This is a genomic window from Streptomyces viridifaciens, from assembly GCF_001888885.2.
Taxonomy (GTDB): Bacteria; Actinomycetota; Actinomycetes; order Streptomycetales; family Streptomycetaceae; genus Kitasatospora; species Kitasatospora aureofaciens.
Genome location: NZ_CP090841.1, coordinates 5,972,010 through 5,996,546, shown reverse-complemented (window position 1 = coordinate 5,996,546; position 24,537 = coordinate 5,972,010). Strand labels below are relative to the sequence as shown.

Genomic DNA, 24,537 nt, shown 5'->3' with positions numbered 1-24,537 from the left:
AGCGGACCGGCCCACGGCACCGCCGCGGCCCGCCCGAGCGTGCCTTCTGTCCGAATCCTTTCACGACCCGGCGGCACCCGGGGGCACAGTCCGCGTGACGGACGGCAACCGGTCACCCAACGAAACGATCTAGCCGCGGCGAGATCCGCCGGACCGGCCCCAACGGTCGGCGAGCGCCTTCTCTCCCGCCTCGCGCATCGCTGCCAGCGGCCCGGGCACGCACCCGGTGAAGGCCTCGCTCTGCAGCACCGCCTGGTGCACCAGCAGGTCCAGGCCCCCCAGGACGGTCGCCCCGCGCTCGGCACAGGCGGCGGCCAGCGCCGTCGGCCACGGGTGGTACAGCACGTCGAACAGCGCGCCCGGGGCCGCCGGCAGCGAGTCGGCGAAGGCGTCGGTCGCCCCGACCGGCGTGGTGGAGACGGTCAGCGGACGCTCCAGCGCCTCGGCGCCGTGCTCCCAGTCGGCGGTGCGCACCGCGACGCCGAGCCGCTCGCCCAGCTCGGCCATCTCCCGCGCCCGCTCGGCGCTGCGCACGTAGACCGTCACCTCGCCGGTGCAGACCTGGGCCAGCGCCGCCAGCGCCGAGGAGGCGGTGGCCCCGGCGCCCAGCACCGCGGCGGCGGACACCTCGGTGATGCCGCGCTCGCGCAGCGCGTTGACCAGCCCGGGGACGTCGGTGTTGTCCCCGGTGCGCCGCCCGTCGGCGGTGAACACCACGGTGTTCACCGCGTCCACCGAGCGGGCCGTCGCGCTGACCTCGTCCAGCAGCGGGATGACCGCCCGCTTCAGCGGCATGGTCAGCGACAGCCCCGCCCACTCGGCCCCGTCCAGGCCGGCGAGGAAGCCGGGCAGGCCGGCCTCGTCGACCTCGAAGCGGTCGTAGCGCCAGCCGTCCAGACCGAGCGCCGCGAAGGCGGCCCGGTGCAGGTCCGGCGAGAGCGAGTGGGCGATCGGCGAGCCGAGGACGGCCGCCCGGTGCTTGCTGGTCAACGTTGCCTCTCCGTGAACGACGGTGCGGTAACGGCTACTTGGTGGTGCAGTGCAGACCGACCTTGTCGAAGCCCTGACCCGCCGCCTTGCAGTACGCCTCGACGTTGGCCGCGTGCTCCTTGTCGGTCTCGGCGAAGAGGGTGTTGGTCGGGGACATCGCGATGAAGTACAGCCACTTGCCGTCCGCCGGGTTGAGCACCGCGTTGAGCGCCTCGTCGCCGGGGTTGGAGATCGGCGTCGGCGGCAGGCCCGGGTTGATGTAGGTGTTGAACTTGTTGGACCCGTCGTTGATGTCCTTCGACGTGAGTTCCTTACGGCCCAGCGAGTACTGCAGCGTGGTGTCCATGCCGAGGGTGTGGTGCACGGTGTCGCTCGCCAGACGGTTCTGGATGGTCCTGGCCATCTTGGCGAAGTCGCCCGGGTTGTTGCCCTCGCGCTGCAGGATGCTCGCCTCGATGACCACCTCGTAGGCGCTCTTGAGGCCCGCCTTGGAGGCCTGGCCGTCCAGGTTGGCGGCCGCGTACTTGTCGGTGGCGTTCTTCACCATCTGCTTGAGCAGGTCCTCGGGCTTCATGCCGTCGGCGATGTTGTAGCGGGTCGGCCAGAGGAAGCCCTCGATGTTGCCGTTCGCATACGCCGGCAGGCCGAGCTGGTTGACCTGAGCCTTGGCCACGCCCGCCGTGGTGCCCTTCTGGAGCTTCAGCTTGTCGTCGATCTTGGCGTAGATCTCGGAGGAGTTCATGCCCTCCGGGAACACGATCGCCGCGCCGCCCGCCTGGTCCAGCAGCTCCTTGAGCGCGGCCGCGGCCGGCATCTCCTTCTTCATCCCGTAGAAGCCCGGCTGGATGGTGCCGCACTTGGGCTCGGCGTCACAGGCCTTGGCGAACGCGTCGACGCTCTTGACCACGCCGGCGTTCTTCAGCGCGAGGCCGATCTGGCCGCCGACCGCGCCCGGCTTGACCTCGACCTGGACGGAGCCGGTGCCGTCACCGGTGAAGTCCGGCGGCGGGCCGAAGTGGCTCTGGTAGAAGCCGTAGCCCCACCAGCCGGCGCCGCCGAGCAGGCCGACCAGCACCAGCGCCACCACCAGGCAGGCGCCGCCGTTGCGGCGGCCCGCCTTCTTGCCCTTCTCCTTGCGCTTCTTCTGCGCCTCGCGGGACTCGTCCTGCTCGCCGAGGAAGCCGGTCTGCTCGGCTTCGGCGTGCTCCTCGACGTACCCCTCGTCGCCGTGGTGCTCGTCCTCGTGGTGACCGTCCCACGCCTCGGCCTCGGGCTCGGCCGCCCCGCCGACCGGGTCGGCGCCGGACTCCAGCGCGGCGGCCTCGGCCTCCCAGTCGATCCCGTCCGGTCCCGGACCGGAGGCGGGCTCGGGCGCCGGGGCCTGCGGCCGGGCCTGCTGCGGAACCGGCTGGGGCTGGACCTGCTGCGGCATCCCCTGTTGCTGCATCGGCACCTGCTGCTGGGGGTAGCCGTGCTGCGGCATGCCCTGCTGCTGATAGCCCTGGTCGAAGCCCTGCTGCGGATACCCCTGCTGCGGCATCCCCTGTTGCTGGTACCCCTGCTGGTACCCCTCCTGCGGCATGCCGTGCTGCGTCTGCACCGGCTGCTGCTGCCCGTACCCCTGCTGCACGTCCCCGTACGGCTGCTGACCCTGCTGGATCTGCTGACCGTGCTGGCCCTGCTGCGCGTACTGCTGCCACTGGCCGTCCTGCTGGCCGGGGACCGGCTGCTGGCCGCCGTACCCGGGATCTCCGGGGTGCCACGGCTGCTCGCCCTGGGGGCCGTAGCCCCGACCCAGATCGGTCATTGATCCCCTTAACCGACGGTGACGACCGGAGGATCGGACCGGCCGTCCGGGACGACGCCGTCCCGGCTGATTCTCGAACCGGCGTGCTAGCGCAGCGCCTGGGAGGAGACGTTACCGTACCGCAGCCGTACCCCCGCCCGGGCGGACGCACGGTCAGTGAGCGACCTCACCCTCGGCGCACGGGGCCGTCACGGCTTGCCCGCGCCCGGCGTCGAGGGCGTCGCGGCGGCCGCGCCGGAGCCCGGAGAGCTCGGTTTCGCAGCCCGCGCCGCGTTGAACTCCGCCACGTTGCGCTGGTGCACCTCGAAGCTGTCGGTGAAGCGCGTGTCGCCCGGCTTCACGGTCACGAAGTACAGCCAGTCACCGGGCGTCGGGTCCAGCGCCGCCGTGATCGCCTGGCGCCCCGGGTTGGAGATCGGCGACGGCGGCAGCCCCGGGTGCAGGTAGGTGTTGTACGGAGAGTCCAGCTTGGTGTCGGTGACGGTGGTGTTCAGGGTCGAACGGCCGAGCGCGTAGTTGATGGTCGAGTCCAGCTGCAGCGGCATCCCCTTGGCCAGCCGGTTGTAGATGACCCGGGCCACCTTGCCCATGTCCTCGGTGTTGTCGGCCTCGCCCTGGACCATGCTGGCGACGGTGACCAGTCCGTACAGGCTCTGTCCGAGGTTCTGCGCGACGACGTTGGCGTCGTCCCGGCTGAACTCCTTTCCGGCCCGGTCGACCATCTGCTTCAGCAGGTCCAGCGGGGTGGTCCCGTCGGTGACGGCGTAGGTGGCGGGGAACAGGTAACCCTCCGGGCTGCCGTGGGCGAAGTCCGGCAGGCCGAGCTCGGCGCCCTGCTCCTTGGCGGCCTTCTGGGTGGTGCCCTCGGGGAGGTTCAGCTTCCTGTCGATCGCCGCGTAGATCTGCTCTCCACGCCAACCCTCGGGGATGGTGAGGCCGTTGGCGTTGGCCGGGTCGATCAGGATGGACAGCGCGGCGGCGGCCGACATCTTCAGCTTGAGGGTGTACGTCCCGGGCTGGATCCGCCCGGCTGCCGCCGCGCTCCCCTTCGCTGCCCGGGTGAAGGCGAGCGAGCTGGCCACCACCCCGTTGCGGACCAGCGCGGAGGCGATCTGGGACAGGCCCGCGCCCTCGGGCACCGAGACCTGGACGCTGCCGGTGCCCTGCCCCGCGTAGTCGGCGGCCGCGGGGGGTTTGCGCTGCTGCTGGACCCAGGTGTAGCCGGTGAGACCGATCCCGCCGAAGACCGCGACCAGCGCGAGGGCGGTGAGCAGGCAGGCCAGTCCGCTACGCCGTCGGTGCGGATCGGGCGCATCGGGGCGCGGCCGGGGCGCACCCGGCGGACGGCCCTCCGGTTCCAGCACCGGCGCACCGAGGTGGCCCGGTGTGAGCCCCGGGTGGAAGTCCTGATCGATCATGGCTCTCGGCCCCCTCGGCGGTCCCGAATGGCTGCCAATCACTCCGAACCGCCCCGTACCGATCCAGATCGATACGAAACGGACACGGAACCGAACGAAAAAGGGGTCCGTGCGGACGCGTCCGCACGGACCCCTCTTCGGGACGTTAGAGCAGGCCGGTCAGCCGACCGCCTCGACGCTCTCACCGGGCGGGCGTCCGCTCACCCGTTCGGACTCAAGGGCGGTCTGCAGGATCACCACCGCGGCGGCCTGGTCGACCACCGAGCGGCCCTTCTTCGCCTTGACCCCCGAGGCGCGCAGCCCGTGGGTCGCGGTGACGGTCGACATCCGCTCGTCCACCAGCCGCACCGGCACCGGGTAGAGCCGGTTGGCCAGCCGTGCCGCGTACGCCCGGACCTTCTCCGCCGCCGGGCCCTCCTTGCCGCTGAGCGAGCGCGGCAGCCCGACGATCACCTCGATCGCGTCGTACTCCTCGACGATCGCGGCGATCCTGGCCTGCGACTTCACCCCGGCCGGGACGGTCTCCACCGGCGTGGCGAGCACCCCGTCGGGGTCGCAGGACGCGACCCCGATCCGGGCGTCCCCGACGTCGACGGCGATCCGCCGTCCACGTCTGAAGGGCCTCTCCTCGAACTCCATCAGCTGGCGCGCTCCGCGACCAGGCCGCGCACCGCGGCGATGGCCTCGCCGACCGCGGCCGGGTTGGAGCCACCGCCCTGGGCGACGTCATCCTTGCCGCCACCGCCGCCGCCGAGGGTCTTGGCCGCGGTGCGGACCAGCTCGCCGGCCTTGATGCCGCGGCCGCGGGCGTCCTCGTTGGTGGCGATCACGGTCAGCGGGCGGTCGTTCGCGACGGTGAACGCGGCGACCACGGCCGGGCGCGAGCCCAGGCGGCCGCGCACGTCCAGGACCAGCTTGCGCAGCTCGTCCGCGCCCACGCCGTCGGCGACCTGCGCGGCGACCACGGCGATGCCGTGCACGTCCTCGGCCGAGTCGGCCAGGCCCGCCGCGGCGGCCAGCACCTTCTCGGCGCGGAAGCGCTCGATCTCCTTCTCGGCGTCCTTGAGCTTGGTGAGCATGCCCGAGATCTTCTCCGGCAGCTCCTCCGGGCGGCCCTTGACCAGCTCGGTGAGCTGGGAGACCACGGTGTGCTCACGGGCCAGGAACCTGTACGCGTCGACGCCGACCAGCGCCTCCACCCGGCGCACGCCGGAGCCGATCGAGGACTCCCCGAGCAGCTTCACCAGGCCCAGCTGAGCGGTGTTGCCGACGTGGGTGCCGCCGCACAGCTCCTTGGAGAAGTCGCCGATGGTGACGACCCGCACCTCGTCGCCGTACTTCTCGCCGAACATCGCGATGGCGCCGGCCTTGCGGGCCTGGTCCATCGTCATGACCTCGGCGGTGACGTCGAGTTCGCGGCCCAGCACGTCGTTGATCTTCTGCTCGACGTCCACCAGCACGCTGCCCGGAACGGCGGCGGGCGAGCCGAAGTCGAAGCGGAAGCGGCCCGGGGCGTTCTCGGAGCCGGCCTGGGCGGCCGTCGGGCCGAGCGCGTCGCGCAGCGCCTGGTGGGTCAGGTGGGTCGCCGAGTGGGCGCGGGCGATCGCCCGGCGGCGCTCGGTGTCGATCGTGGCGTACGCCGAGGCGCCGAGCACGACCTCGCCGAACAGCACGCCGCCGGAGTGCACGATGACGCCCGGGACGGGCTGCTGCACGTCGCGGATCTCCACCACCGCGCCGGACTCCAGCCGGATCCGGCCGTGGTCGGCGAGCTGGCCGCCGCCCTCGGCGTAGAACGGGGTGCGGTCGAGGATGAGCTCGACCTCGTCGCCCTCGGAGGCGGCCGGCGACGGAACGCCGTCCACCAGCAGGCCGACCACGGTCGCCTCGCCCTCGGTGAGGGAGTAGCCGGTGAAGACGCTGGCGCCGGACTTGTCGGCGACCTCGCGGTACGCGGCGACGTCGGCGTGGCCCATCTTCTTCGCCTTGGCGTCCGCCTTGGCGCGGTCCCGCTGCTCCTGCATCAGGCGGCGGAAGCCGGCCTCGTCCACCTGGAGGCCCTGCTCCTCGGCCATCTCCAGGGTGAGGTCGATCGGGAAGCCGTAGGTGTCGTGCAGCTTGAACGCCTGCTCGCCGGAGAGCACCGCGCCGCCGGCCTGCTTGGTCTCGGTGACCGCGACGTCCAGCAGGTTGGTGCCGGCCTTCAGGGTCTGCAGGAAGGCCGCCTCCTCGCCGATGACGACCGTCTCGATGCGCTTGCGGTCGATCTCCAGCTCGGGGTACTGCGGGGCCATCGCCTTGACGGCGACGTCGATGAGCTCCTTGGCCACCGGCTCGGTGGCGCCCAGCAGCCGCATGTTGCGGATGGCGCGGCGCAGGATGCGGCGCAGCACGTAGCCGCGGCCCTCGTTGCCGGGGGTGACGCCGTCGCCGACCAGCATCAGCGCGGTGCGGATGTGGTCGGTGACCACGCGCAGCGAGACGTCCGACTTGTGGTCGGCGCCGTAGGTGTGGCCGGTGAGCTCGGCGGCGCGGTCGAGGATCATCCGGCTGGTGTCGATCTCGAAGAGGTTGTCGACGCCCTGGAGGATGGCGGCGAGGCGCTCCAGGCCGAGGCCGGTGTCGATGTTCTTGCTCGGCAGGTCGCCGAGGATCTCGAAGCCGTCCTTGCCGTCGCCGTGGCCGCGCTCGTACTGCATGAAGACCAGGTTCCAGATCTCCAGGTAGCGCTCGCCGTTGACCGCCGGGCCGCCCTCCTCGCCGTACGCGGGGCCGCGGTCGTAGTTGATCTCCGAGCACGGGCCGCACGGGCCGGGCACGCCCATCGACCAGAAGTTGTCCTTCATGCCCAGGCGCTGGATGCGCTCGGAGGGCACGCCGATGACGTCGCGCCAGATCTGCTCGGCCTCGTCGTCGTCCTTGTAGACGGTGATCCAGAGCTTCTCCTTCTCCAGGCCGTAGCCACCCTCCGCGACGGGAGTGGTGAGCAGCTCCCAGGCGAACTTGATGGCTCCTTCCTTGAAGTAGTCACCGAAGGAGAAGTTGCCGCACATCTGGAAGAAGGAGCCGTGCCGGGTGGTCTTCCCGACCTCCTCGATGTCCAGGGTGCGCACGCACTTCTGGACGCTGGTGGCGCGCGAGAACTGCGGCTTGACCTCGCCCAGGAAGTAGGGCTTGAACGGCACCATGCCGGCGTTGACGAGCAGCAGGGTGGGGTCGTCGGCGACCAGGGACGCCGACGGAACGACGGTGTGGCCGCGCTCCTCGAAGAAGCGCAGCCAGCGGCGGCGGATCTCAGCCGACTCCATTAGTGGTCCTTCCGGTTCGTTCCGCCCCGCGGCAGGGCTCGGCGGGGCGTTTCTTCCATGGTCTGTGGGGTGGTGCGGCGCCCGCCGTCGGGCAGGGCGCGGGCGGGGGGCAGGGCGGCGGCCGGGTGACCGGGCGCCGCCGAGATAGCTCGGTACTGCGGCTCGCGTGAGAGGGGCAACGCGGAGCGTTTCCCAGGAAGGGTGGTGGCGGGCGACGGGCGGGGCCGGCGGGTGCTCCGGGGCTCGACCACGGCGGTGCCGTGCAGTCCGAGGTCTTCCTTCAGCTGCTCCTCGCGTTCGGCCATGCCGGAACGCACGTCCTGGGCGAACTGCTTGGCGAGGTCGCCCAGGTGCAGCGCGCCGCGGGCGGCGGTGCCGGAGAGGCTGTCCGGGGTGAGCCGCTGGACCGCGTCGTTGGCCTTGTTCATGGCCCACACGGCGGCGCCGGCGCCGACGGCCATCCAGAAGATCCTTGCCATGCCGTCAGCCCCTCACCGCGCGCCGGACCCGGGAGAGCAGCCCGCCCCTGGGCGCGGTCGCGGCGCGCACCTCGGCCCGGATCAGCCGCGCCAGCTCGTCGCGCTCCCCGGCCTGGAGCGGCACGTTCGGCAGGGCGCCCTGCTGCTTGGCGACGGCCTTGCGGACGCCGTAGCTGAAGGCGGCGACCTTCATCAGCGGTCCGCCCAGCGTGGCGGCGGCGGTGGAGGACAGCGCCTTGGCGTTGGCGGCGGCGTCCTGCACGTTGGCGGTGATCTCGTCCACCCGGTCCAGCTGCTCGTTGGCGCTGCGCACGGCGGCGCCCGCCTCGGTCAGCAGGGGCACGGCCTGTTCGGTGACGGCGGAGACCAGGACGGTGGCCTCCTTCAGCACCCGGGAGAGCCGGACCAGCACCACCGCGAGCAGGGTGACCAGGACCGCCCAGAACACGGCGACGAGCAAGCCGGCCAGCTCTCCCACGGTCACTCTGCGCGCTCCTCGCCTTGTTGCTCTTCAGGGGAACCCTATCGCGCCGACACCCGCATTCCGGACCGGGTCACGGCCGTGGCCTCGTCCGGGTGTGCGAACCGCGCGCGTAACCTACCGGCCGGTCACCTCGTTCTGCCAGGCGGGCCGTCGGCCGTACGGCCCGACGCACGTCCGGGCCCGCCGCGGTCCGGGCACGGAACAACGGGGAGCAGGGCTTGGGCGGCGACTGGACAGCACAGCCCGCGGCGTGGCCGCGCGAGCCGGAGCCCGGCCGGCTGCCGGCCGAGGTGACCGGCTTCGTCGGGCGGCAGCGGGAACTGGCCGAGCTGGCGGGCCTGCTCGCCCGCGCCCGGCTGGTGACGGTGACCGGGCCCGGTGGGGTCGGCAAGAGCCGGCTCGCGCTGCGGGCGGCGGCCCGGGCGGCCGGGGCCTTCCCGGACGGCACCTGGCTGGTGGACGTGGCCCCGGTGCAGGACCCGCTGCTGCTCGGCCATGCCGTCCTGGAGGCGCTGCGGCTGACCGACGGCACCGCCCGCCCGCCGCTGGACGTGCTGGGCGAGCACCTGGCGGGGCGCCGCCTGCTGCTGGTGCTGGACGGCTGCGAGCACCTGGTGGAGGCCTGCGCCGAGCTGTCCGACGCGCTGCTGCGCGCGCTGCCCGGCCTGCGGGTGCTGGCCACCAGCCGCGCCGCCCTGCGGGCCTCGGGCGAGCACCTGCTGACGCTCGCCCCGCTGCCGGTCGGTCCGCTGCCGGTCGGCCCGCTGCCGGCCCAGCGGGTGGGCCCGGGCCCACTGCCGGACGCGGTGCGGCTGTTCGCCGACCGGGCCAGGGCGGTGGTGCCGTCCTTCGAGGTGACCGAGGCGAACGCGGAGGCGGTCGGCCTGCTCTGCCGCCGGCTGGACGGCATCCCGCTGGCCGTCGAGCTGGCCGCCGGACGGCTGCGGGCGCTGTCGGTGGAGCAGATCACGGCCCGGCTGGACGACCGCTTCCGGCTGCTCACCGGCGGCTCCCGGACGGCCCTGCCGAGGCACCAGACGCTACGCACCACGATCGGCTGGAGCCACGAGCTGTGCACAGTGCAGGAACGTTTACTCTGGGCTCGCCTGTCGGTCTTCGCCGGCGGTTTCGACCTGGAGGCCGCCGAGTACGTCTGCGCCGGCGAGGGCATCGAGGCCGAGGAAGTCCTCGACCTGCTCGACGAACTCGTCGCCAAGTCCGTGGTGCTGCGCGAGGAGAGCGACGTCGGCATCGGCTTCCGGCTGCTGGACACCCTCCGCGAGTACGGCGCCCACTGGCTGCGCGCCACCGGCGAGGAGCAGCGGCTGCTGCGCCGCCACCGCGACTGGTACCTGGGCGTCGCCACCTGGGGCGAGGTCGAGTGGTTCGGCCCCCGGCAGCCCGAGACCGCCCGGCGCACCCGGCTCGCCCACACCAACCTCCGCGCCGCGCTGGAGTTCTGCCTCGCCGAGCCCGGCGAGGAGCAGATCGCCCTGCTGCTGGCCGGCACCCTCTGGTTCTACTGGGTCGGCTGCGGCCACCTCGGCGAGGGCCGGCACTGGCTGGACCGCGCGCTCGCCCTGGACCGCGAACCCACCGAGGCCCGGGCCAAGGCCCTGTGGGTGACCGGCTACATGGCCACCCTCCAGGGCGACCTCGGCACCGCCCGGCCCGCCCTGGAGGAGTGCCGCCGCCAGGCCCTGGACACCGGCGACGACCGGGCCCTCGCCTACGCCGTGCACCGCCAGGGCTGCGCCGCGCTGATCGGCGACGACCCGCAGCGCGCCGCCGAGCTGTTCGAGGAGGCGCTCTGGCACTACCGGACCATCGGCGAGCTCAACAGCAACGTGGTGATGGCCATGATCGAGCTGGGCCTCGCCTACCTGTTCCAGGGCGAACCGGACAGCGGCGAGCTCTGGTTCGGGCAGGCCCGCGAGGTCTGCGAGGAGCACGGCGAGCAGTGGGCGTACGCCTACGTGCTGTACGCGACGGCGTACTCGCGCTACCTGAACGGGGCGGTCCGGCCGGCCCGCGCCCTGGCCCGCGAGTGCGTCCGGCTGAACCACCACTTCCACGACCTGCTCGGCATCGTGCTGGGGATCGACCTGCTGGCGCTGCTGGAGACCGAACCGGCCGGCCCGGGCGAGCCGGCCGACCTGTGCGAGGCCCGGGTGCTCCAGGGCGCGGCGCACCGGATCTGGCGCGCGGTCGGCAACCCCTTCCTGGGCTCGCGCTCCTTCTTCGGCACCCACGAGGAGTGCGCCGAGCGGGCCCGGGCCGGGCTCAGCGAGCAGGAGTACGAGGAGTGCTACCGGGCGGGCGGGCGGCTGGACCTGGACGCCGCCGTCTGCCGGGCGCTCGGCGGCGGGGGCCCGTGGGACGGCCCGGAGGCCGGCCCCGGCCCGTGCTCGGCACCGCCCGCACCGGCGCCGGCCCCGGCGCGGAATAGCTGAAGCTTGCGGATTGCTTGAGGAGGCAAGGATCTGCCCGGAAGGAGCACCATGGCCGTCCACGACGAGTACCGCCTCGCGAACTTCTACTTCGAGTCCAAGGCGTACACCGACGCCGCCCGCATGCTGGAAGGCGTGCTGGCCGAGGAGCCGGCCAACCTCTCGGTCCGGCTGCTGCTGGCCCGCAGCTACTTCCACTCCGCCCAGCTCGGGCGCGCCGAGGCGGAGCTGCGCCGGATCCTCGACCTCGACCCGGCCGAGGACTACGCCCGGCTGATGCTCGGCCGCACCCTGGAGCGCCAGGGCCGCGCCGCGGAGGCCCGCCCGCACCTGCGGCTGGCCGCCGCGATGACCGGCGAGACCGTCTGACCGCCGGCACGGCAGAAGCAGCGAACCCCCGCCGCCTCGAAGGGCGACGGGGGTTCGCTGCGGTTTCGCGGTCGGCGGAACCGAGCGCGGGTCAGCGCGAGTAGTACTCGACGACCAGCTGCTCGTCACAGATCACCGGGACCTCCTTGCGCTGCGGCGCACGGTCCAGGCGGAAGGCCAGGGCCTTCAGGTTGACCTCGAGGTACTTCGGGGTCTGGCCCTCACCCGCGTAGCCACCCTCACGGGCGACCTGGAAGGGGACCTTCTCCTTGGAGCGCTCGCGGACGGTGACCACGTAGCCCGGCTTCATCTGGAACGACGGCTTGTTGACCTTGCCACCGTTGACCTCGATGTGGCCGTGGACGACCATCTGGCGGGCCTGGTAGATGGTGCGGGCGATGCCCGAACGCAGGACCAGGGAGTCCAGACGGGTCTCCAGGTCGGCGACGAGCGCCTCACCGGTCTTGCCCTCGGCCTTCTTCGCGCGGTCGAACGCGCGCGCCATCTGCTTCTCGCTCAGGTCGTACTGGGCGCGCAGACGCTGCTTCTCGAGCAGACGGACCTTGTAGTCCGAGTTCTGCTTGCGGCCACGGCCGTGCTGGCCGGGCGGGTACGGGCGGGCCTCGAAGTACTTGACGGACTTCGGGGTCAGCGGCACGCCGAGCGCACGCGCGATCTTGACCTTGGGACGCTTCTGGTTCGCCATGAACCAAACCTTCCTTGCTTACGAATACGGCTTTCACCAGGTGTTGACGGAGGTCGCATGTCGCGGCCCGGAGAAAACCCCGCCGCCTGCGCGAAGGGATCAGCCGCTCTCCGGAGCCGGGCACGAGAAGTGCTGGTCACACGAAGGACCCGGAAGCCGGGCCGTCCGCGACACCGAAACGGTGCGCGACGCTCCTGGTGCGGGCCTCCCTGGGGAGGCCTACGGCCGGTGTCCCGCTGGTGCGGCCGGTCGGTGGGGTCTCCCCCGCCGCCGTCCCGGGACATGGCACTCCGACCGAGTATACCCGCTGCTACTCGCCGTTCTCCCCCGGCTGCTGCTCGGCCTTCTCGGCGGGCTTCTCGGTCTTCTTGTCCACCCTGCGCTCCCCCCGCAGCCGCCCACGCGTCCACTCCACGGTGTCCGCGTACCGGACCTCGCCGCCGCGCCGGTTCGGCCGGTAGTACTCCCGCCCGTGCACCGAGTCCGGCGCGTACTGCTGGGCCGCGATGCCCTCCGGCAGGTCGTGCGGGTACTGGTAGCCCTTGCCGTGGCCGAGCTTGCCCGCCCCGCCGTAGTGGGCGTCCCGCAGGTGCGGCGGGACGGCACCGGCCAACCCCTGCCGGACGTCCGCCAGCGCCGCGTCGATCGCCAGGTAGGCCGAGTTGGACTTGGGTGCCAGGGCCAGCGCGATCGCGGCCTGGGAGAGGATGATCCGGGCCTCCGGGAAGCCGATCAGCGCCACCGCCTGGGCCGCCGCCACCGCCGTCTGCAGCGCCGTCGGGTCGGCCAGGCCGACGTCCTCGCTGGCCGAGATCATCAGCCGCCGGGCGATGAACCGCGGGTCCTCCCCCGCCTCGATCATCCGGGCCAGGTAGTGCAGGGTGGCGTCCACGTCGCTGCCGCGGATCGACTTGATCAGCGCGCTGGCCACGTCGTAGTGCTGGTCGCCGTCCTTGTCGTAGCGCACCGCCGCCTGGTTGACGGCCGTCTCGGTGGTGGCCAGCGTGATGCTCGCCTCGCCCTTCTCCAGCGCCGCCCCGGCCGCCGCCTCCAGTGTGGTGAGCGCGCGCCGGGCGTCCCCGCCGGCGAGGCGCACCAGGTGGTCCTCGGCCTCCGCGGTCAGCTCCAGCGCGCCCTCCAGACCGCGCTCGTCGGCCACCGCGCGGCGCAGCAGCGCCCGGATGTCGTCGTCGGTCAGCGACTCCAGGGTGAGCAGCAGCGAGCGGGACAGCAGCGGGGAGATCACCGAGAAGTACGGGTTCTCGGTGGTCGCCGCGATCAGGGTGACCCAGCGGTTCTCCACGGCCGGCAGCAGCGAGTCCTGCTGGGCCTTGGAGAAGCGGTGGATCTCGTCCAGGAAGAGCACCGTCTCCCGGCCGGACATGCCAACCGCCCGCCGGGCGCCGTCGATCACCGCCCGGACCTCCTTGACCCCGGCGGTGATCGCGGACAGCTCGACGAAGCGGCCCTCCACGGCCTGGCTGATCACGTGCGCGAGGGTGGTCTTGCCGGTGCCGGGCGGCCCCCAGAGGATCACCGAGCTGGTGGCCGCCGGGCCGCGCGAGTTCGCCACCAGGCGCCGCAGCGGCGAGCCGGGCTTCAGCAGCTGCCGCTGCCCGGCCACCTCGTCCAGGGTGCGCGGGCGCATCCGTACGGCCAGCGGCGCCCGGCCGGGCTCCCTGGTCTGGCGTTCCTCGGCAGCGGCGGTGAAGAGGTCCGGTTCGTCCACACCGGAAGCCTAGTTGAGGCGACTGACACGTCGGCCTGGTCCGATGGTGCGGGGCCGGTCCAGCAGCACCACCTCGAACCCCTCCGGCGACCGCGGGGTGCCACCAAGCGCGGCCGGCGCCTGCGCCCGGGAGTCGGCCGTCGGGCCCCGCGAGGCCTCGAGGCCCTCCTGGCCGGCGAAGATCGCGCCCGCGGCCGGCCGGTCGTGCGGTCGGCCGGCATCGCGGCCGTCACGAACCCCGAGCTCTTCTCCAGCACCGGAAGCACCCGGTCCCGGAAGACCTCGGTGGCCTCGCCCGTCCTGGCCGGGTCAGGAGCAGCGCCCGGCGGGGCCCGTCTACTCCAGTCCGGCAGCGTGGTCCGGAACGTACTTCTGCAGATCGCGCGGGGGCCGCTGGTAGCCGCGCGAGGAGGGCCGGGGCGGCAGTTCGATCCGGGGCGGGGCGACCTCGCGGTACGGCACGGAGGAGAGCAGGTGGGCGATCATGTTGATCCGGGCCCGCCGCTTGTCGTCGCTCTCCACCACGTGCCAGGGCGACTGCGGGACGTCGGTGTGGACGAACATCTCGTCCTTGGCCCGTGAGTAGTCCTCCCAGTGGGTGATCGACTCCACGTCCATCGGGGAGAGCTTCCAGCGCTTCATCGGGTCCTCCAGCCGGTCCCGGAACCGCCGCTCCTGCTCGGTGTCGCTCACCGAGAACCAGTACTTGCGCAGCAGGATGCCCGCCTCGATCAGCATCTGCTCGAAGGTCGGGCACTGGTGCAGGAACTGCCAGTACTCGTCGTCGGTGCAGAAGCCCATCACCCGCTCGACCCCGGCCCGGTTGTACCAGCTGCGGTCGAACAGCACGATCTCCCCGGCCGCCGGCAGGTGTTCGACGTACCGCTGGAAGTACCACTGGGTCTTCTGCCGCTCGGTCGGGGTGGGAAGCGCCGCGACCCGGGCGATGCGCGGGTTCAGGTACTCCGTCACCCGCTTGATCGCTCCGCCCTTGCCGGCCGCGTCCCGCCCCTCGAAGACCACCACCAGACGGGCACCCTCGACCCGCACCCACTCCTGAAGCTTCACCAGCTCCTGCTGCAGCCGCAGCAGCTCCCGCTCGTAGGGCTTGCTCGCCAGTCGTGCCGGCTGCTCGGTCCGCCGCTCCTTGGCCACCCTCGGGTCCTCCGTTCGACTCCTGCCGATGACCCTTCACCGTAGGCGCAGGACGGTGACCCCGCAGGTCCGTACGGAGGGCGCGGAGCGAACGGACGGGCTACACGGCGACGAAGGGCTCCGGGTAACGGCACAGCCCGCGCGGGCCGCCGTCGTAGGCCGCCAACGGCAGCACCTGGAAGTACGCGTCCGGCACCTCGAAGGGGCCGGTGACCTCGTGCCGCCCGGCCGGGATGAAGCCGAACCGCCCGTAGTACCCCGGGTCGCCGAGCACCACGACCAGCTTCTCCCCCGCCTCCTCGGCGGCCGACAGCGCGGCCCGGACGACGAGTTCGCCGACGCCCTGGCGCTGCCACTCGGGCGCGACCGCGACCGGCGCGAGCGCCAGCGCGTCACCGGTCCCGCCGCCGTCGCCGACCTGCAGCCGGGTCAGCAGGGCGTGCCCCACCACCAGCCCCGCGTCGTCCACGGCGACCAGCGACAGTCCGGGCAGCCAGGAGGGGTCGCGCCGCAGCGCGTCCACCAGGTCCGCCTCGTCCGGCCCGGGGAACGCGGCCATGTGGACGCGTCTGGTCGCCGGGGCGTCCTCCGGACACTCGACTCTCGTGGTGATCTGCATGAGTCAACCCTCCCTGTGTCACACGACGTTGTGGACCGGCCCCGGACGGTGGACCGTCCGGGGCCGTTGCAGGTTAGCGCGGATGACGCGTCATCAGCTCTTGGGCTGCGCCTCGGACTTGGCGTCCTCACGGACCTTCGGCTGGGCGTCCACGCCGGCCTCGCGGCGCTGCGCCGGAGTGATCGGGGTCGGGGCGCCGGTCAGCGGGTCGCCACCGGTGGACGTCTTCGGGAAGGCGATGACGTCGCGGATGGTGTCGTACCCGCCGAGCAGCGTGACGATCCGGTCGAGGCCGAAGGCGACCCCGCCGTGCGGCGGCGGGCCGTAGTTGAAGGCGTCCAGCAGGAAGCCGAACTGGGAGGCCGCCTCCTCCTCGGAGAGGCCGATCGCGTCGAACGCCCGCTTCTGCACGTCCCGCTGGTGGATACGGATCGAACCGCCGCCCAGCTCCGAGCCGTTGAGGACCAGGTCGTAGGCGTTGGACAGGGCCGAGCCCGGGTCGGTGTCGAAGCTGTCCAGCGACTCCGCGGTCGGGGCGGTGAACGGGTGGTGCACCGCGTGCCAGCCCTGGAACTGGCCCTTGTCGTCCTCGATCGGCTCGAACATCGGGAAGTCGACGACCCAGAGGAAGGCCCACTTGGACTCGTCGATCAGCCCGCAGCGGCGGCCGATCTCCAGACGCGCGGCGCCCAGCAGCTCCTGCGAGGCGCGCTCCTTGCCGGCCGCGAAGAAGACCGCGTCGCCGTTCTTGGCGCCGGCCGCGGCGGCGAGGCCGGCCAGGTGCTCCTCGGAGAGGTTCTTGGCGACCGGGCCGCGCAGCTCGCCGGTCTCGGCGTCGATCAGCACGTAGGCCAGGCCCTTGGCGCCGCGCGCCTTGGCCCAGTCCTGCCAGGCGTCCAGCTGCTTGCGCGGCTGCGAGGCGCCGCCCGGCATGACCACGGCGCCGACGTACGGGGCCTGGAAGACCCGGAACTCGGTGCCCTTGAAGTACTCGGTGAGGTCGGTGAGTTCCTGGCCGAAGCGGACGTCCGGCTTGTCGGAGCCGTAGCGGCCCATGGCGTCCGCGTAGGTCATCCGCGGCAGCGGGTTGGGGATCTCGTAGCCGTGGACCTCGCGCCAGATGGCGCCGACGATCTTCTCGCCGAGGGCCAGGATGTCCTCCTGGTCGACGAAGGAGGCCTCGATGTCCAGCTGGGTGAACTCCGGCTGCCGGTCGGCGCGGAAGTCCTCGTCGCGGAAGCAGCGGGCGATCTGGTAGTAGCGCTCCATGCCGGCCACCATCAGCAGCTGCTTGAACAGCTGGGGCGACTGCGGCAGCGCGTACCAGTGGCCGGGCTGCAGGCGGACCGGGACGAGGAAGTCGCGGGCGCCCTCGGGGGTGGAGCGGGTGAGGTACGGCGTCTCGATGTCGAGGAAGTCGTTCTCCTCCATCACCCGGCGGATGATGTTGTTGACCTTCGAGCGCAGCCGCAGACCCTTGGCCGGGCCCTCGCGGCGCAGGTCCAGGTAGCGGTAGCGCAGCCGGACCTCCTCGTTGACCGTGCCGGGCTCGTACTCGGCGACCGGGAACGGCAGCGGGGCGGCCTCGGAGAGCACCTCGATGTCGCTGACGACGACCTCGACGGCGCCGGTCGGGATGTCCGGGTTCTCGTTGCCCTCGGGGCGCACCCGGACGTCACCGACGACCTTGACGCAGTACTCGGCGCGCAGGCCGTGCACCGAGTCGAGGTCGCGGACCACGATCTGCACGGTGCCGGAGGCGTCGCGCAGGTCGATGAAGGCGACGCCGCCGTGGTCGCGGCGGCGGGCGACCCAGCCGGCCAGGGTGACGGTGGTGCCTGCGTGCTCCGGGCGGAGCGTGCCCGCGTCGTGCGTGCGGATCACAGCTGCTTCTCCTTCAGGGTGGTGACGAGTGCGTCGAGGGCGACGGGGGTCTGCTCGCCGGTGCTCATGTCCTTGAGCTGGACGACGCCCTCGGCGAGGTCCCGGTCACCGGCGATCAGGGCGAAGCGGGCGCCGGACCGGTCGGCGGACTTCATGGCGTTCTTGATGCTCTTGACGCCGAAGGCGAGGTCGGTGGCCACGCCGGCCCGGCGCAGCTCGACCACCTTGGCGAACAGGACGTTCTTGGCCTCCTCGCCGAGCGCGACGGCGTAGACGGCGGTGGCGGCCGGCAGGTCGAGGTCGACGCCCTCGGCCTCCAGCGCCAGGTACGTGCGGTCCACGCCGAGCGCCCAGCCGACGGACGGCAGCGCCGGGCCGCCGATCATCTCGGACAGGCCGTCGTAGCGGCCGCCGCCGCCGATCGCGGACTGGGCGCCGAGGCCGTTGTGGACGAACTCGAAGGTGGTGCGGGTGTAGTAGTCCAGGCCGCGGACCAGCTTCGGGTCGTCGACGAAGGCCACGCCGTTGGCGGTGAGCAGCTCGCGCACCTTCTCGTCGTACGCCTTGCACTCCTCGCACAGGAAGTCGCGCAGCATCGGGGCGCCGACCAGCTGCTCCTGCACCGACTCGCGCTTGTCGTCCAGCACGCGCAGCGGGTTGATCTCGGCGCGGCGGCGGGTGTCCTCGTCCAGGTCCAGACCGGCGAGGAACTCGATCAGGGCGGCGCGGTAGACCGGGCGGCACTGCTTGTCGCCGAGGCTGTTGAGCAGCAGCGAGTAGTTGCTCAGGCCCAGCGAGCGGAAGGCGTCGTCGGCCAGGATGATCAGCTCGGCGTCCAGCGCCGGGTCCTCGGCGCCGATCGCCTCGGCACCGACCTGGGAGAACTGGCGGTAGCGGCCCTTCTGGGCGCGCTCGTAGCGGTAGTACGAGCCCGAGTACCAGAGCTTGACCGGCAGGTTGCCCTGCTTGTGCAGGTTGGCCTGGAGCGCGGCGCGCAGCACCGAGGCGGTGCCCTCCGGGCGCAGCGCGAGCTCGTCGCCGCCCTTGGTGGTGAGGGTGTACATCTCCTTGGAGACGATGTCGGTGGACTCGCCGACGCCGCGCGAGAACAGCTTCACGTCCTCGAAGACCGGGGTCTCGACGTAGCCGTAACCGGCCCGGCGGGCGGGCGCGGCGATGCGCTCGCGGATCGCCAGGAAGGTCGCGGAGCTGGGGGGCAGCAGGTCGTAGGTGCCCTTGGGGGCGGTGAAGGTGCTCAACTTCTCTTCCGTCACATTCCTCGTCGCGGGAAAGCCGGGGCGCCGGCCGCCCCCGCTGCCTGTCGGAGGTAGGGGTTGGTGGCGCGCTCGCGGCCGATGGTGGTCTGACCGCCGTGGCCGGAGAGGACCACGGTGGAGTCGTCGAGGGGCAGGCACACCCGGGCCAGCGAGCGCATGATCGCTTCGCCGTCCCCGCCCGGGAGGTCGGTACGCCCGATGGAGCCGGCGAACAGCAGGTCGCCCGAGAACAGCACCGGGGGGAGGTCCTCGGCACCGGGCGTCCGGAAGGTCACCGACCCCCCGGTATGGCCCGGGGCGTGGTCCACGGTGAGCTGCAGGCCAGCCAGCTCCAGCACGCTGCCGTCGGTGAGCTCGCGCACGTCGTCGGGCTCGCCGACGGTGATCTCGCCCATCAGCTGGGTGCCCAGGGAGCGGCCGAGCGACCTCTCCGGGTCGGACATCATGTACCGGTCCTCGGGGTGGATCCAGGCCGGGACACCGCGGGCTCCGCAGACCGGGACGACCGAGGCGACATGGTCGATGTGGCCGTGGGTGAGCAGCACGGCGACGGGCTTGAGCCGGTGCTCACGGACGAGCTCCTCGACGCCGCGGGCGGCCTGGTGACCGGGATCGACGATGACGCACTCCTCGCCCGCCGCCGGCGCGACCAGGTAGCAGTTGGTGCCCCAGGCTCCAGCGGGGAATCCGGCGATGAACACGCGCGTCCTTCGGGTCTGTGCGGCGGGGGGCTGCGGTGGCTACCAGTAGTGATGACGTAAGGGAAGCCTACCGGCGGTACGGGTCCGGTTGCGAACCAGATACGCGGTGACCGGTCCGGCCGCCGGAGGCGTTCACGGTGTTCTTAGGGCCCGGTCCCTACACTTGGCCGCCGATGGATGCGATGATCCGCTCCGGAACCATCCACTTTTCCCGCACATGCTCAGGAGACACGGCCGGTGGTCAGCAGCGAACAGCGGCGGCGGCAGCTCGCCCGCGAGAAGTACGAGCGCCAGATGCAGCGCCGCGCCGAGGCGGCGGCCGCCCGCAGGCGCCGCAACACGATCCTGGGCGCCTCGCTCGCGGTCGTGGTGCTGGCCGGCGGCGGCACCCTGTTCGCCACCGGCGCGTTCAGTTCGGACGACAAGGACAAGAGCGCCTCGGCCGCCGCCTCCCCTCAGGCCGCGCCGACCCGGGCCGACCCGACCGCCGCGCCGACCCGCAAGCCGGTCGAGGGCTGCGCCGCCCCCGCGCCGGGCTCGCCCAACGGCAAGCAGTTCAAGGCCGAGCCGGCCATGTCGATCGACCAGAACGCCTCGTACACCATGGCGCTGGACACCAACTGCGGCAAGGTCACCGTCGCGCTGGACGCGGCCAAGGCCCCGCACACCGTGAACTCGTTCAACTTCCTGGCCGGTGAGCAGTACTTCGACCACACCAAGTGCCACCGCCTGACCACCGACGGCATCTTCGTGCTCCAGTGCGGCGACCCGACCGCCAGCGCGACCGTGCCGGGCGGCACGGGCAACCCCGGCTACAAGTTCGCGGACGAGAACCTGACCGGCGCGACCTACCCGGCGGGCACCGTGGCGATGGCCAACTCCGGCCCGGGCACCAACGGCAGCCAGTTCTTCCTGGTCTACAAGGACACCCAGCTGCCGCCGAACTACACCCCCTTCGGCAAGATCACCGGCGGCCTGGACGTGGTCCAGAAGATCGCCGCCGCGGGCACCCTCGAGGGCGGCTCGGACGGCCACCCGATGGCCGACGTCACCTTCAACTCGGTTACGGTGTCCAAGGGTTGACCGATCCCGGGGCCGTCGGCGGCGGGCGCGTGAAGCGCTCCCGCCGGGCCCCGGACCGAAATCGCCCGGCCCGGATGCGGACAGCACCGGGCCTGGTCGCCTATGTTGGCGTTGTATAGGGTGCCCGCACCCGCCTGGCCGTCACCCTCGGCAGCAGGACGCGGCGGACGGGGACGGCGGGCTCATCGGTCCGCCGCACATCAACTGTGGACGACGGTCGCGCGCCGCCCCGGCGCGGGCGCGACGTCATGTGGAGGACGCGCTATGAGCAGCGACCCGTGGGGCCGTGTGGACGAGCAGGGCACGGTGTACGTCAGGACGGCCGACGGCGAACGCGTGGTCGGTTCCTGGCAGGCCGGCTCGCCCGAGGAGGCCCTCGCCTACTTCGAGCGCAAGTACCAGGGCATCGAGGTGGAGATCGGCCTGCTGGAGAAGCGGGTGCGCACCACCGACCTGGCCGCCAAGGACGCCCAGACCGCGCTGGAGCACCTCCGCGCGCAGGTGACCGAGGGGCACGCGGTGGGCGACCTGGACGCGCTGGCCAAGCGGCTGGACACGCTCGCCGGTGAGATCGAGAGCCGGCGGGAGGAGCGCAAGGCCGCCCGCGCCAAGGCCCAGGACGAGACCCGCGCCGCCAAGGAGGCCCTGGTCTCCGAGGCCGAGCAGCTCGCCGGGTCCACCCAGTGGCGGGAGGCCGGGGACCGGCTGCGCGCCCTGGTGGACACCTGGAAGGGCCTGCCGCGGCTGGACCGCAAGAGCGACGACGAGCTGTGGCACCGCTTCTCGCACGCCCGCTCGGTCTTCTCCAAGCACCGCAAGGCGCACTTCGCGACGCTGGACGCCGAACGCGAGCAGGCCCGGCAGACCAAGGAGGCGCTGGTCGCCGAGGCCGAGGCGCTCTCCTCGTCCACCGACTGGGGCGCCACCGCGGCCGCCTACCGCGACCTGATGGCGCGCTGGAAGGCCGCCGGCCGGGCGCAGCGGGACGTCGAGGACGAGCTGTGGGCACGGTTCCGCGGCGCGCAGGACGTCTTCTTCCAGGCCCGTTCCGCTGTGTTCAGCGAGCGGGACGCCGAGCAGGTGGAGAACCAGAAGCTCAAGGAGGCGCTGGCCGCCGAGGCCGAGGCGATCCTGCCGATCACCGACCTGAAGGCCGCCAAGGCCGCGCTGCGCGAGGTCAACGAGCGCTGGGAGGCCATCGGCCACGTGCCGCGCGACGTCCGCCCGAAGCTGGACGGCCGGCTGAACGCGGTCGAGCGGGCCATCCGCGAGGCCGAGGACGCCGAGTGGAAGCGCTCCAACCCGGAGGCCAAGGCCCGCGCGGCCGGCATGGTGGGCCTGTTCGAGGCGAAGGCCGACAAGCTGCGGGCCGACCTGGACAAGGCCCGCGCGGCGGGCAACGCCGGCAAGGCGGCCAAGCTGGAGTCCGAGCTGGCGGGCGTGCAGACCCTGCTGGAGCAGGCGCACAGGAGCCAGGAGGAGTTCAGCGGCTGATCTTGGCCGCTTGGCCGTAGAAACGCCGAAGGCCCCCGGGGCGCTCCCCCGGGGGCCTTCCTCATGCCGTCACTTGCGGGCCGAGGTGACCCGGTAGACGTCGTAGACGCCCTCGACGCCACGCACCGCCTTGAGCACGTGGCCCAGGTGCTTGGGGTCGCCCATCTCGAAGGTGAAGCGGCTCATCGCCACCCGGTCCCGGGAGGTCTGGACCGCCGCCGACAGGATGTTGACGTGCTGGTCGGAGAGCACCCGGGTGACGTCCGAGAGCAGCCGGGAGCGGTCCAGCGCCTCGACCTGGATCGCCACCAGGAACACCGAGGACTGGGTGGCCGCCCACTCGACGTCGATCATGCGCTCGGGCTGCTGGCTCAGCGACTCGACGTTGACGCAGTCGGCGCGGTGCACCGAGACGCCGTTGCCGCGGGTGACGAAGCCGACGATCGGGTCGCCCGGCACCGGGGTGCAGCAGCGGGACAGCTTGACCCAGACGTCCTCGACGCCCTTGACGATCACGCCCGGGTCGCCCTTGGCCCGGCGGCGCACCGCCCGGCGGTTGTCGTGGGTCGGGGTGGCCGTCTCGGCGAGGTCCTCGGTGGCACCCTCCTCGCCGCCGAGCGCCTGGACCAGCTTCTGGACGATGTTCTGCGCGGCGACATGGCCCTCGCCGATGGCGGCGTAGAGCGAGGAGATGTCCGGGTAGCGCATCTCGTGGGCCAGGGTGACCAGCGAGTCGCCGGTCAGGATCCGCTGGATCGGCAGGCCCTGCTTGCGCATCGCCCGGACGATCGCCTCCTTGCCGTGCTCGATCGCCTCCTCGCGGCGCTCCTTGGAGAACCAGGCGCGGATCTTGTTGCGGGCGCGCGGGGACTTGACGAAGCCCAGCCAGTCCCGGGAGGGGCCGGCGTTCTCCGCCTTGGAGGTGAACACCTCGACGGTGTCGCCGTTCTCCAGGGTCGACTCCAGCGGCACCAGCCGCCCGTTGACCCGGGCCCCTATGGTCCGGTAGCCGACCTCGGTGTGCACCGCGAAGGCGAAGTCGACCGGGGTGGCACCGGCCGGCAGCGCTATCACGTCGCCCTTGGGGGTGAAGACGAAGACCTCGTTGCTGGCCAGGTCGAAGCGCAGCGACTCCAGGAACTCACCCGGGTCGGCGGTCTCCTTCTGCCAGTCCAGCAGCTGCCGCAGCCAGGCCATCTCGTTGACGGCGCCGGCCTTGTCGTCCTTGCGGACCTGGGTCGGGGTGTCGGTGCGGACCTTGGAGGCCCCGGCGACCGCGCGCTGCTTGTACTTCCAGTGCGCGGCGATGCCGTACTCGGCCCGCCGGTGCATGTCGAAGGTGCGGATCTGGAGTTCGACGGGCTTGCCGCCGGGGCCGATCACCGTGGTGTGCAGCGACTGGTACATGTTGAACTTTGGCATCGCGATGTAGTCCTTGAACCGCCCCGGCACCGGGTTCCACCGCGCGTGGATGGTGCCCAGCGCCGCGTAGCAGTCGCGGACGGTGTCGACCAGGACCCGGATGCCCACCAGGTCGTAGATCTCGGCGAAGTCCCGGCCCCGGACGATCATCTTCTGGTAGACCGAGTAGTAGTGCTTCGGCCGGCCGGTGACGGAGGCGGTGATCCGGGCGCCGCGCAGGTCCACCTGGACCTGGTCGATGACGGTCGCCAGGTACTCGTCCCGCTTGGGGGCGCGCTCGGCGACCAGCCGGACGATCTCGTCGTACATCTTGGGGTAGAGGATCGCGAAGGCGAGGTCCTCCAGCTCCCACTTGATGGTGTTCATGCCCAGCCGGTGCGCCAGCGGGGCGTAGATCTCCAGCGTCTCGCGGGCCTTCTTCTCCTGCTTCTCCCGCTTGAGGTAGCGCATGGTGCGCATGTTGTGCAGGCGGTCGGCCAGCTTGATCACCAGGACCCGCGGGTCCTTGGCCATCGCCACGACCATCTTGCGGACGGTCTCGGCCTGCGCGGCCTCGCCGAACTTGACCCGGTCCAGCTTGGTGACGCCGTCGACCAGCAGGGCCACCGAGTCGCCGAAGTCCTTGCGCAGGGTCTCCAGGCCGTAGTCGGTGTCCTCGACGGTGTCGTGCAGCAGCCCGGCCATCAGCGTCGGCGCGTCCATGCCGAGTTCGGCGAGGATGGTGGCGACGGCCAGCGGGTGGGTGATGTACGGGTCGCCGCTCTTGCGCTTCTGTCCGCGGTGCCACTTCTCGGCGACGGCGTAGGCGCGCTCGATGTCGCGCAGCAGCGCCGGGTCGGCCTTGGGGTCGTTCGCCCGGATCGAGCGGAACAGCGGCTCCAGGACGGGGTTCAGGACGCTGGAACGCTGGCCGCCCAGGCGGGCCAGCCGGGCGCGCATGCCGCCGCCGCTGCCGGAACCGCGGCCGAGCGGGGCGGAGGGGCGCGAGGAGGTCGGTGTGGGGCGTGCCGGGGTGGCCTCCGAGGGCGTGGGGCGGTTCTCGGCGGCGGCCGCTGCGGCCGTGGGCACAACCTCGTCGGGCAAGGACACTCCTCGGGGCACCGTGGCCGATCCCTGCCGGGCCCGTGACGTCCGGGCACAACCGGGAGGGGATGAATCTTCA

Annotated in this window: 20 protein-coding genes; 5 read left to right on the top strand and 15 right to left on the bottom strand. The window is 72.2% G+C overall.

Annotated elements, in window-relative coordinates; translation table 11 throughout:
* Window positions 1-129: 129 nt before the first annotated feature.
* Complete coding sequence (locus BOQ63_RS34205) at window positions 130-990, bottom strand: shikimate dehydrogenase (RefSeq protein WP_030286396.1); 861 nt, start codon at window positions 988-990, stop codon at window positions 130-132.
* Between the two features lie 34 nt (window positions 991-1,024).
* The gene (gene mltG / locus BOQ63_RS34200; RefSeq protein ID WP_167395814.1) at window positions 1,025-2,590 is read right to left on the bottom strand and encodes an endolytic transglycosylase MltG; all 1,566 of its coding nucleotides are present in this window, start codon (window positions 2,588-2,590) and stop codon (window positions 1,025-1,027) included.
* Between mltG (BOQ63_RS34200) and BOQ63_RS34195 the strand changes: the two genes are divergently transcribed.
* Complete coding sequence (locus BOQ63_RS34195; RefSeq protein WP_141763669.1) at window positions 2,576-2,800, top strand: hypothetical protein; 225 nt, start codon at window positions 2,576-2,578, stop codon at window positions 2,798-2,800. The genes mltG (BOQ63_RS34200) and BOQ63_RS34195 overlap by 15 nt on opposite strands.
* Before the next feature lie 185 nt (window positions 2,801-2,985).
* Here the strand turns inward: BOQ63_RS34195 and mltG (BOQ63_RS34190) are convergent, their stop codons facing one another.
* The 5 genes from mltG (BOQ63_RS34190) to BOQ63_RS34170 form a co-directional block, all read right to left on the bottom strand.
* Window positions 2,986-4,215, bottom strand: a complete 1,230-nt coding sequence (gene mltG, locus BOQ63_RS34190) for an endolytic transglycosylase MltG (protein WP_079183869.1) — start codon at window positions 4,213-4,215, stop codon at window positions 2,986-2,988.
* A 159-nt stretch (window positions 4,216-4,374) separates the two neighbouring features.
* Window positions 4,375-4,854 (bottom strand): Holliday junction resolvase RuvX, encoded by a 480-nt coding sequence (gene ruvX, locus BOQ63_RS34185; protein ID WP_030286390.1) that lies wholly within the window; start codon window positions 4,852-4,854, stop codon window positions 4,375-4,377.
* Window positions 4,854-7,523 carry an alanine--tRNA ligase gene (gene alaS, locus BOQ63_RS34180; protein ID WP_030286388.1) on the bottom strand — a complete coding sequence of 890 codons (2,670 nt, stop codon included), beginning with the start codon at window positions 7,521-7,523 and terminating at the stop codon, window positions 4,854-4,856. The genes ruvX and alaS overlap by 1 nt, the downstream gene beginning before the upstream one ends.
* On the bottom strand, window positions 7,523-8,002 hold the full coding sequence (locus tag BOQ63_RS34175) for a DUF6167 family protein (protein WP_141763668.1): 480 nt from the start codon (window positions 8,000-8,002) through the stop codon (window positions 7,523-7,525). The genes alaS and BOQ63_RS34175 overlap by 1 nt, the downstream gene beginning before the upstream one ends.
* 4 nt (window positions 8,003-8,006) lie before the next feature.
* The gene (locus BOQ63_RS34170; protein ID WP_033349866.1) at window positions 8,007-8,486 is read right to left on the bottom strand and encodes a DUF948 domain-containing protein; all 480 of its coding nucleotides are present in this window, start codon (window positions 8,484-8,486) and stop codon (window positions 8,007-8,009) included.
* Window positions 8,487-8,704: 218 nt separating this feature from the next.
* Here BOQ63_RS34170 and BOQ63_RS34165 point away from each other — a divergent pair, with 218 nt between their 5' ends.
* The gene (locus BOQ63_RS34165) at window positions 8,705-10,939 is read left to right on the top strand and encodes an ATP-binding protein (protein WP_150476217.1); all 2,235 of its coding nucleotides are present in this window, start codon (window positions 8,705-8,707) and stop codon (window positions 10,937-10,939) included.
* Window positions 10,940-10,987: 48 nt separating this feature from the next.
* Window positions 10,988-11,305: a tetratricopeptide repeat protein gene (locus tag BOQ63_RS34160; RefSeq protein WP_033349864.1), complete on the top strand. Its 318-nt coding sequence runs from the start codon at window positions 10,988-10,990 to the stop codon at window positions 11,303-11,305.
* A 91-nt stretch (window positions 11,306-11,396) separates the two neighbouring features.
* Here BOQ63_RS34160 and rpsD read toward each other — a convergent pair whose 3' ends face one another.
* The 7 genes from rpsD to BOQ63_RS34125 form a co-directional block, all read right to left on the bottom strand.
* Window positions 11,397-12,011, bottom strand: a complete 615-nt coding sequence (gene rpsD, locus BOQ63_RS34155) for a 30S ribosomal protein S4 (RefSeq protein ID WP_030056230.1) — start codon at window positions 12,009-12,011, stop codon at window positions 11,397-11,399.
* A gap of 310 nt (window positions 12,012-12,321) precedes the next feature.
* The gene (locus BOQ63_RS34150) at window positions 12,322-13,740 is read right to left on the bottom strand and encodes a replication-associated recombination protein A (protein WP_223886115.1); all 1,419 of its coding nucleotides are present in this window, start codon (window positions 13,738-13,740) and stop codon (window positions 12,322-12,324) included.
* A 336-nt stretch (window positions 13,741-14,076) separates the two neighbouring features.
* Window positions 14,077-14,895 (bottom strand): polyphosphate kinase 2, encoded by an 819-nt coding sequence (gene ppk2 / locus BOQ63_RS34145; RefSeq protein WP_030286378.1) that lies wholly within the window; start codon window positions 14,893-14,895, stop codon window positions 14,077-14,079.
* Between the two features lie 100 nt (window positions 14,896-14,995).
* Entirely contained in the window at window positions 14,996-15,514 is a 519-nt protein-coding gene (locus BOQ63_RS34140; RefSeq protein WP_030286376.1) for a GNAT family N-acetyltransferase, read from the bottom strand.
* A gap of 93 nt (window positions 15,515-15,607) precedes the next feature.
* On the bottom strand, window positions 15,608-17,398 hold the full coding sequence (gene aspS / locus BOQ63_RS34135) for an aspartate--tRNA ligase (RefSeq protein ID WP_030286373.1): 1,791 nt from the start codon (window positions 17,396-17,398) through the stop codon (window positions 15,608-15,610).
* Window positions 17,395-18,657, bottom strand: coding sequence for a histidine--tRNA ligase (gene hisS, locus BOQ63_RS34130; RefSeq protein WP_030286371.1), 1,263 nt, complete (start codon window positions 18,655-18,657; stop codon window positions 17,395-17,397). Before hisS ends, aspS begins: the two co-directional genes overlap by 4 nt.
* An 11-nt stretch (window positions 18,658-18,668) precedes the next feature.
* Window positions 18,669-19,376, bottom strand: a complete 708-nt coding sequence (locus BOQ63_RS34125) for an MBL fold metallo-hydrolase (protein ID WP_030286369.1) — start codon at window positions 19,374-19,376, stop codon at window positions 18,669-18,671.
* A gap of 237 nt (window positions 19,377-19,613) precedes the next feature.
* On the opposite strand from BOQ63_RS34125, the gene BOQ63_RS34120 reads away from it, so the two are divergent.
* Together BOQ63_RS34120 and BOQ63_RS34115 are read left to right on the top strand one after the other, a co-directional pair.
* Window positions 19,614-20,459 (top strand): peptidylprolyl isomerase, encoded by an 846-nt coding sequence (locus tag BOQ63_RS34120; protein WP_030286367.1) that lies wholly within the window; start codon window positions 19,614-19,616, stop codon window positions 20,457-20,459.
* Window positions 20,460-20,723: 264 nt separating this feature from the next.
* Window positions 20,724-21,953, top strand: a complete 1,230-nt coding sequence (locus BOQ63_RS34115) for a DUF349 domain-containing protein (protein ID WP_030286365.1) — start codon at window positions 20,724-20,726, stop codon at window positions 21,951-21,953.
* Between the two features lie 69 nt (window positions 21,954-22,022).
* On the opposite strand, the gene BOQ63_RS34110 is transcribed toward BOQ63_RS34115, so the two are convergent.
* Window positions 22,023-24,464, bottom strand: a complete 2,442-nt coding sequence (locus tag BOQ63_RS34110; RefSeq protein ID WP_370863223.1) for a RelA/SpoT family protein — start codon at window positions 24,462-24,464, stop codon at window positions 22,023-22,025.
* Window positions 24,465-24,537 lie beyond the last annotated feature (73 nt).

Bases quoted from the DNA above. Each gene is read 5' to 3' on its own strand.
- alaS (WP_030286388.1), bottom strand. From the start codon at position 7,523: ATGGAGTCGGCTGAGATCCGCCGCCGCTGGCTGCGCTTCTTCGAGGAG.
- ruvX (WP_030286390.1), bottom strand. From the start codon at position 4,854: ATGGAGTTCGAGGAGAGGCCCTTCAGACGTGGACGGCGGATCGCCGTC.
- BOQ63_RS34115 (WP_030286365.1), top strand. From the start codon at position 20,724: ATGAGCAGCGACCCGTGGGGCCGTGTGGACGAGCAGGGCACGGTGTAC.
- rpsD (WP_030056230.1), bottom strand. From the start codon at position 12,011: ATGGCGAACCAGAAGCGTCCCAAGGTCAAGATCGCGCGTGCGCTCGGC.
- BOQ63_RS34160 (WP_033349864.1), top strand. From the start codon at position 10,988: ATGGCCGTCCACGACGAGTACCGCCTCGCGAACTTCTACTTCGAGTCC.
- mltG (WP_079183869.1), bottom strand. From the start codon at position 4,215: ATGATCGATCAGGACTTCCACCCGGGGCTCACACCGGGCCACCTCGGT.
- BOQ63_RS34175 (WP_141763668.1), bottom strand. From the start codon at position 8,002: ATGGCAAGGATCTTCTGGATGGCCGTCGGCGCCGGCGCCGCCGTGTGG.
- BOQ63_RS34140 (WP_030286376.1), bottom strand. From the start codon at position 15,514: ATGCAGATCACCACGAGAGTCGAGTGTCCGGAGGACGCCCCGGCGACC.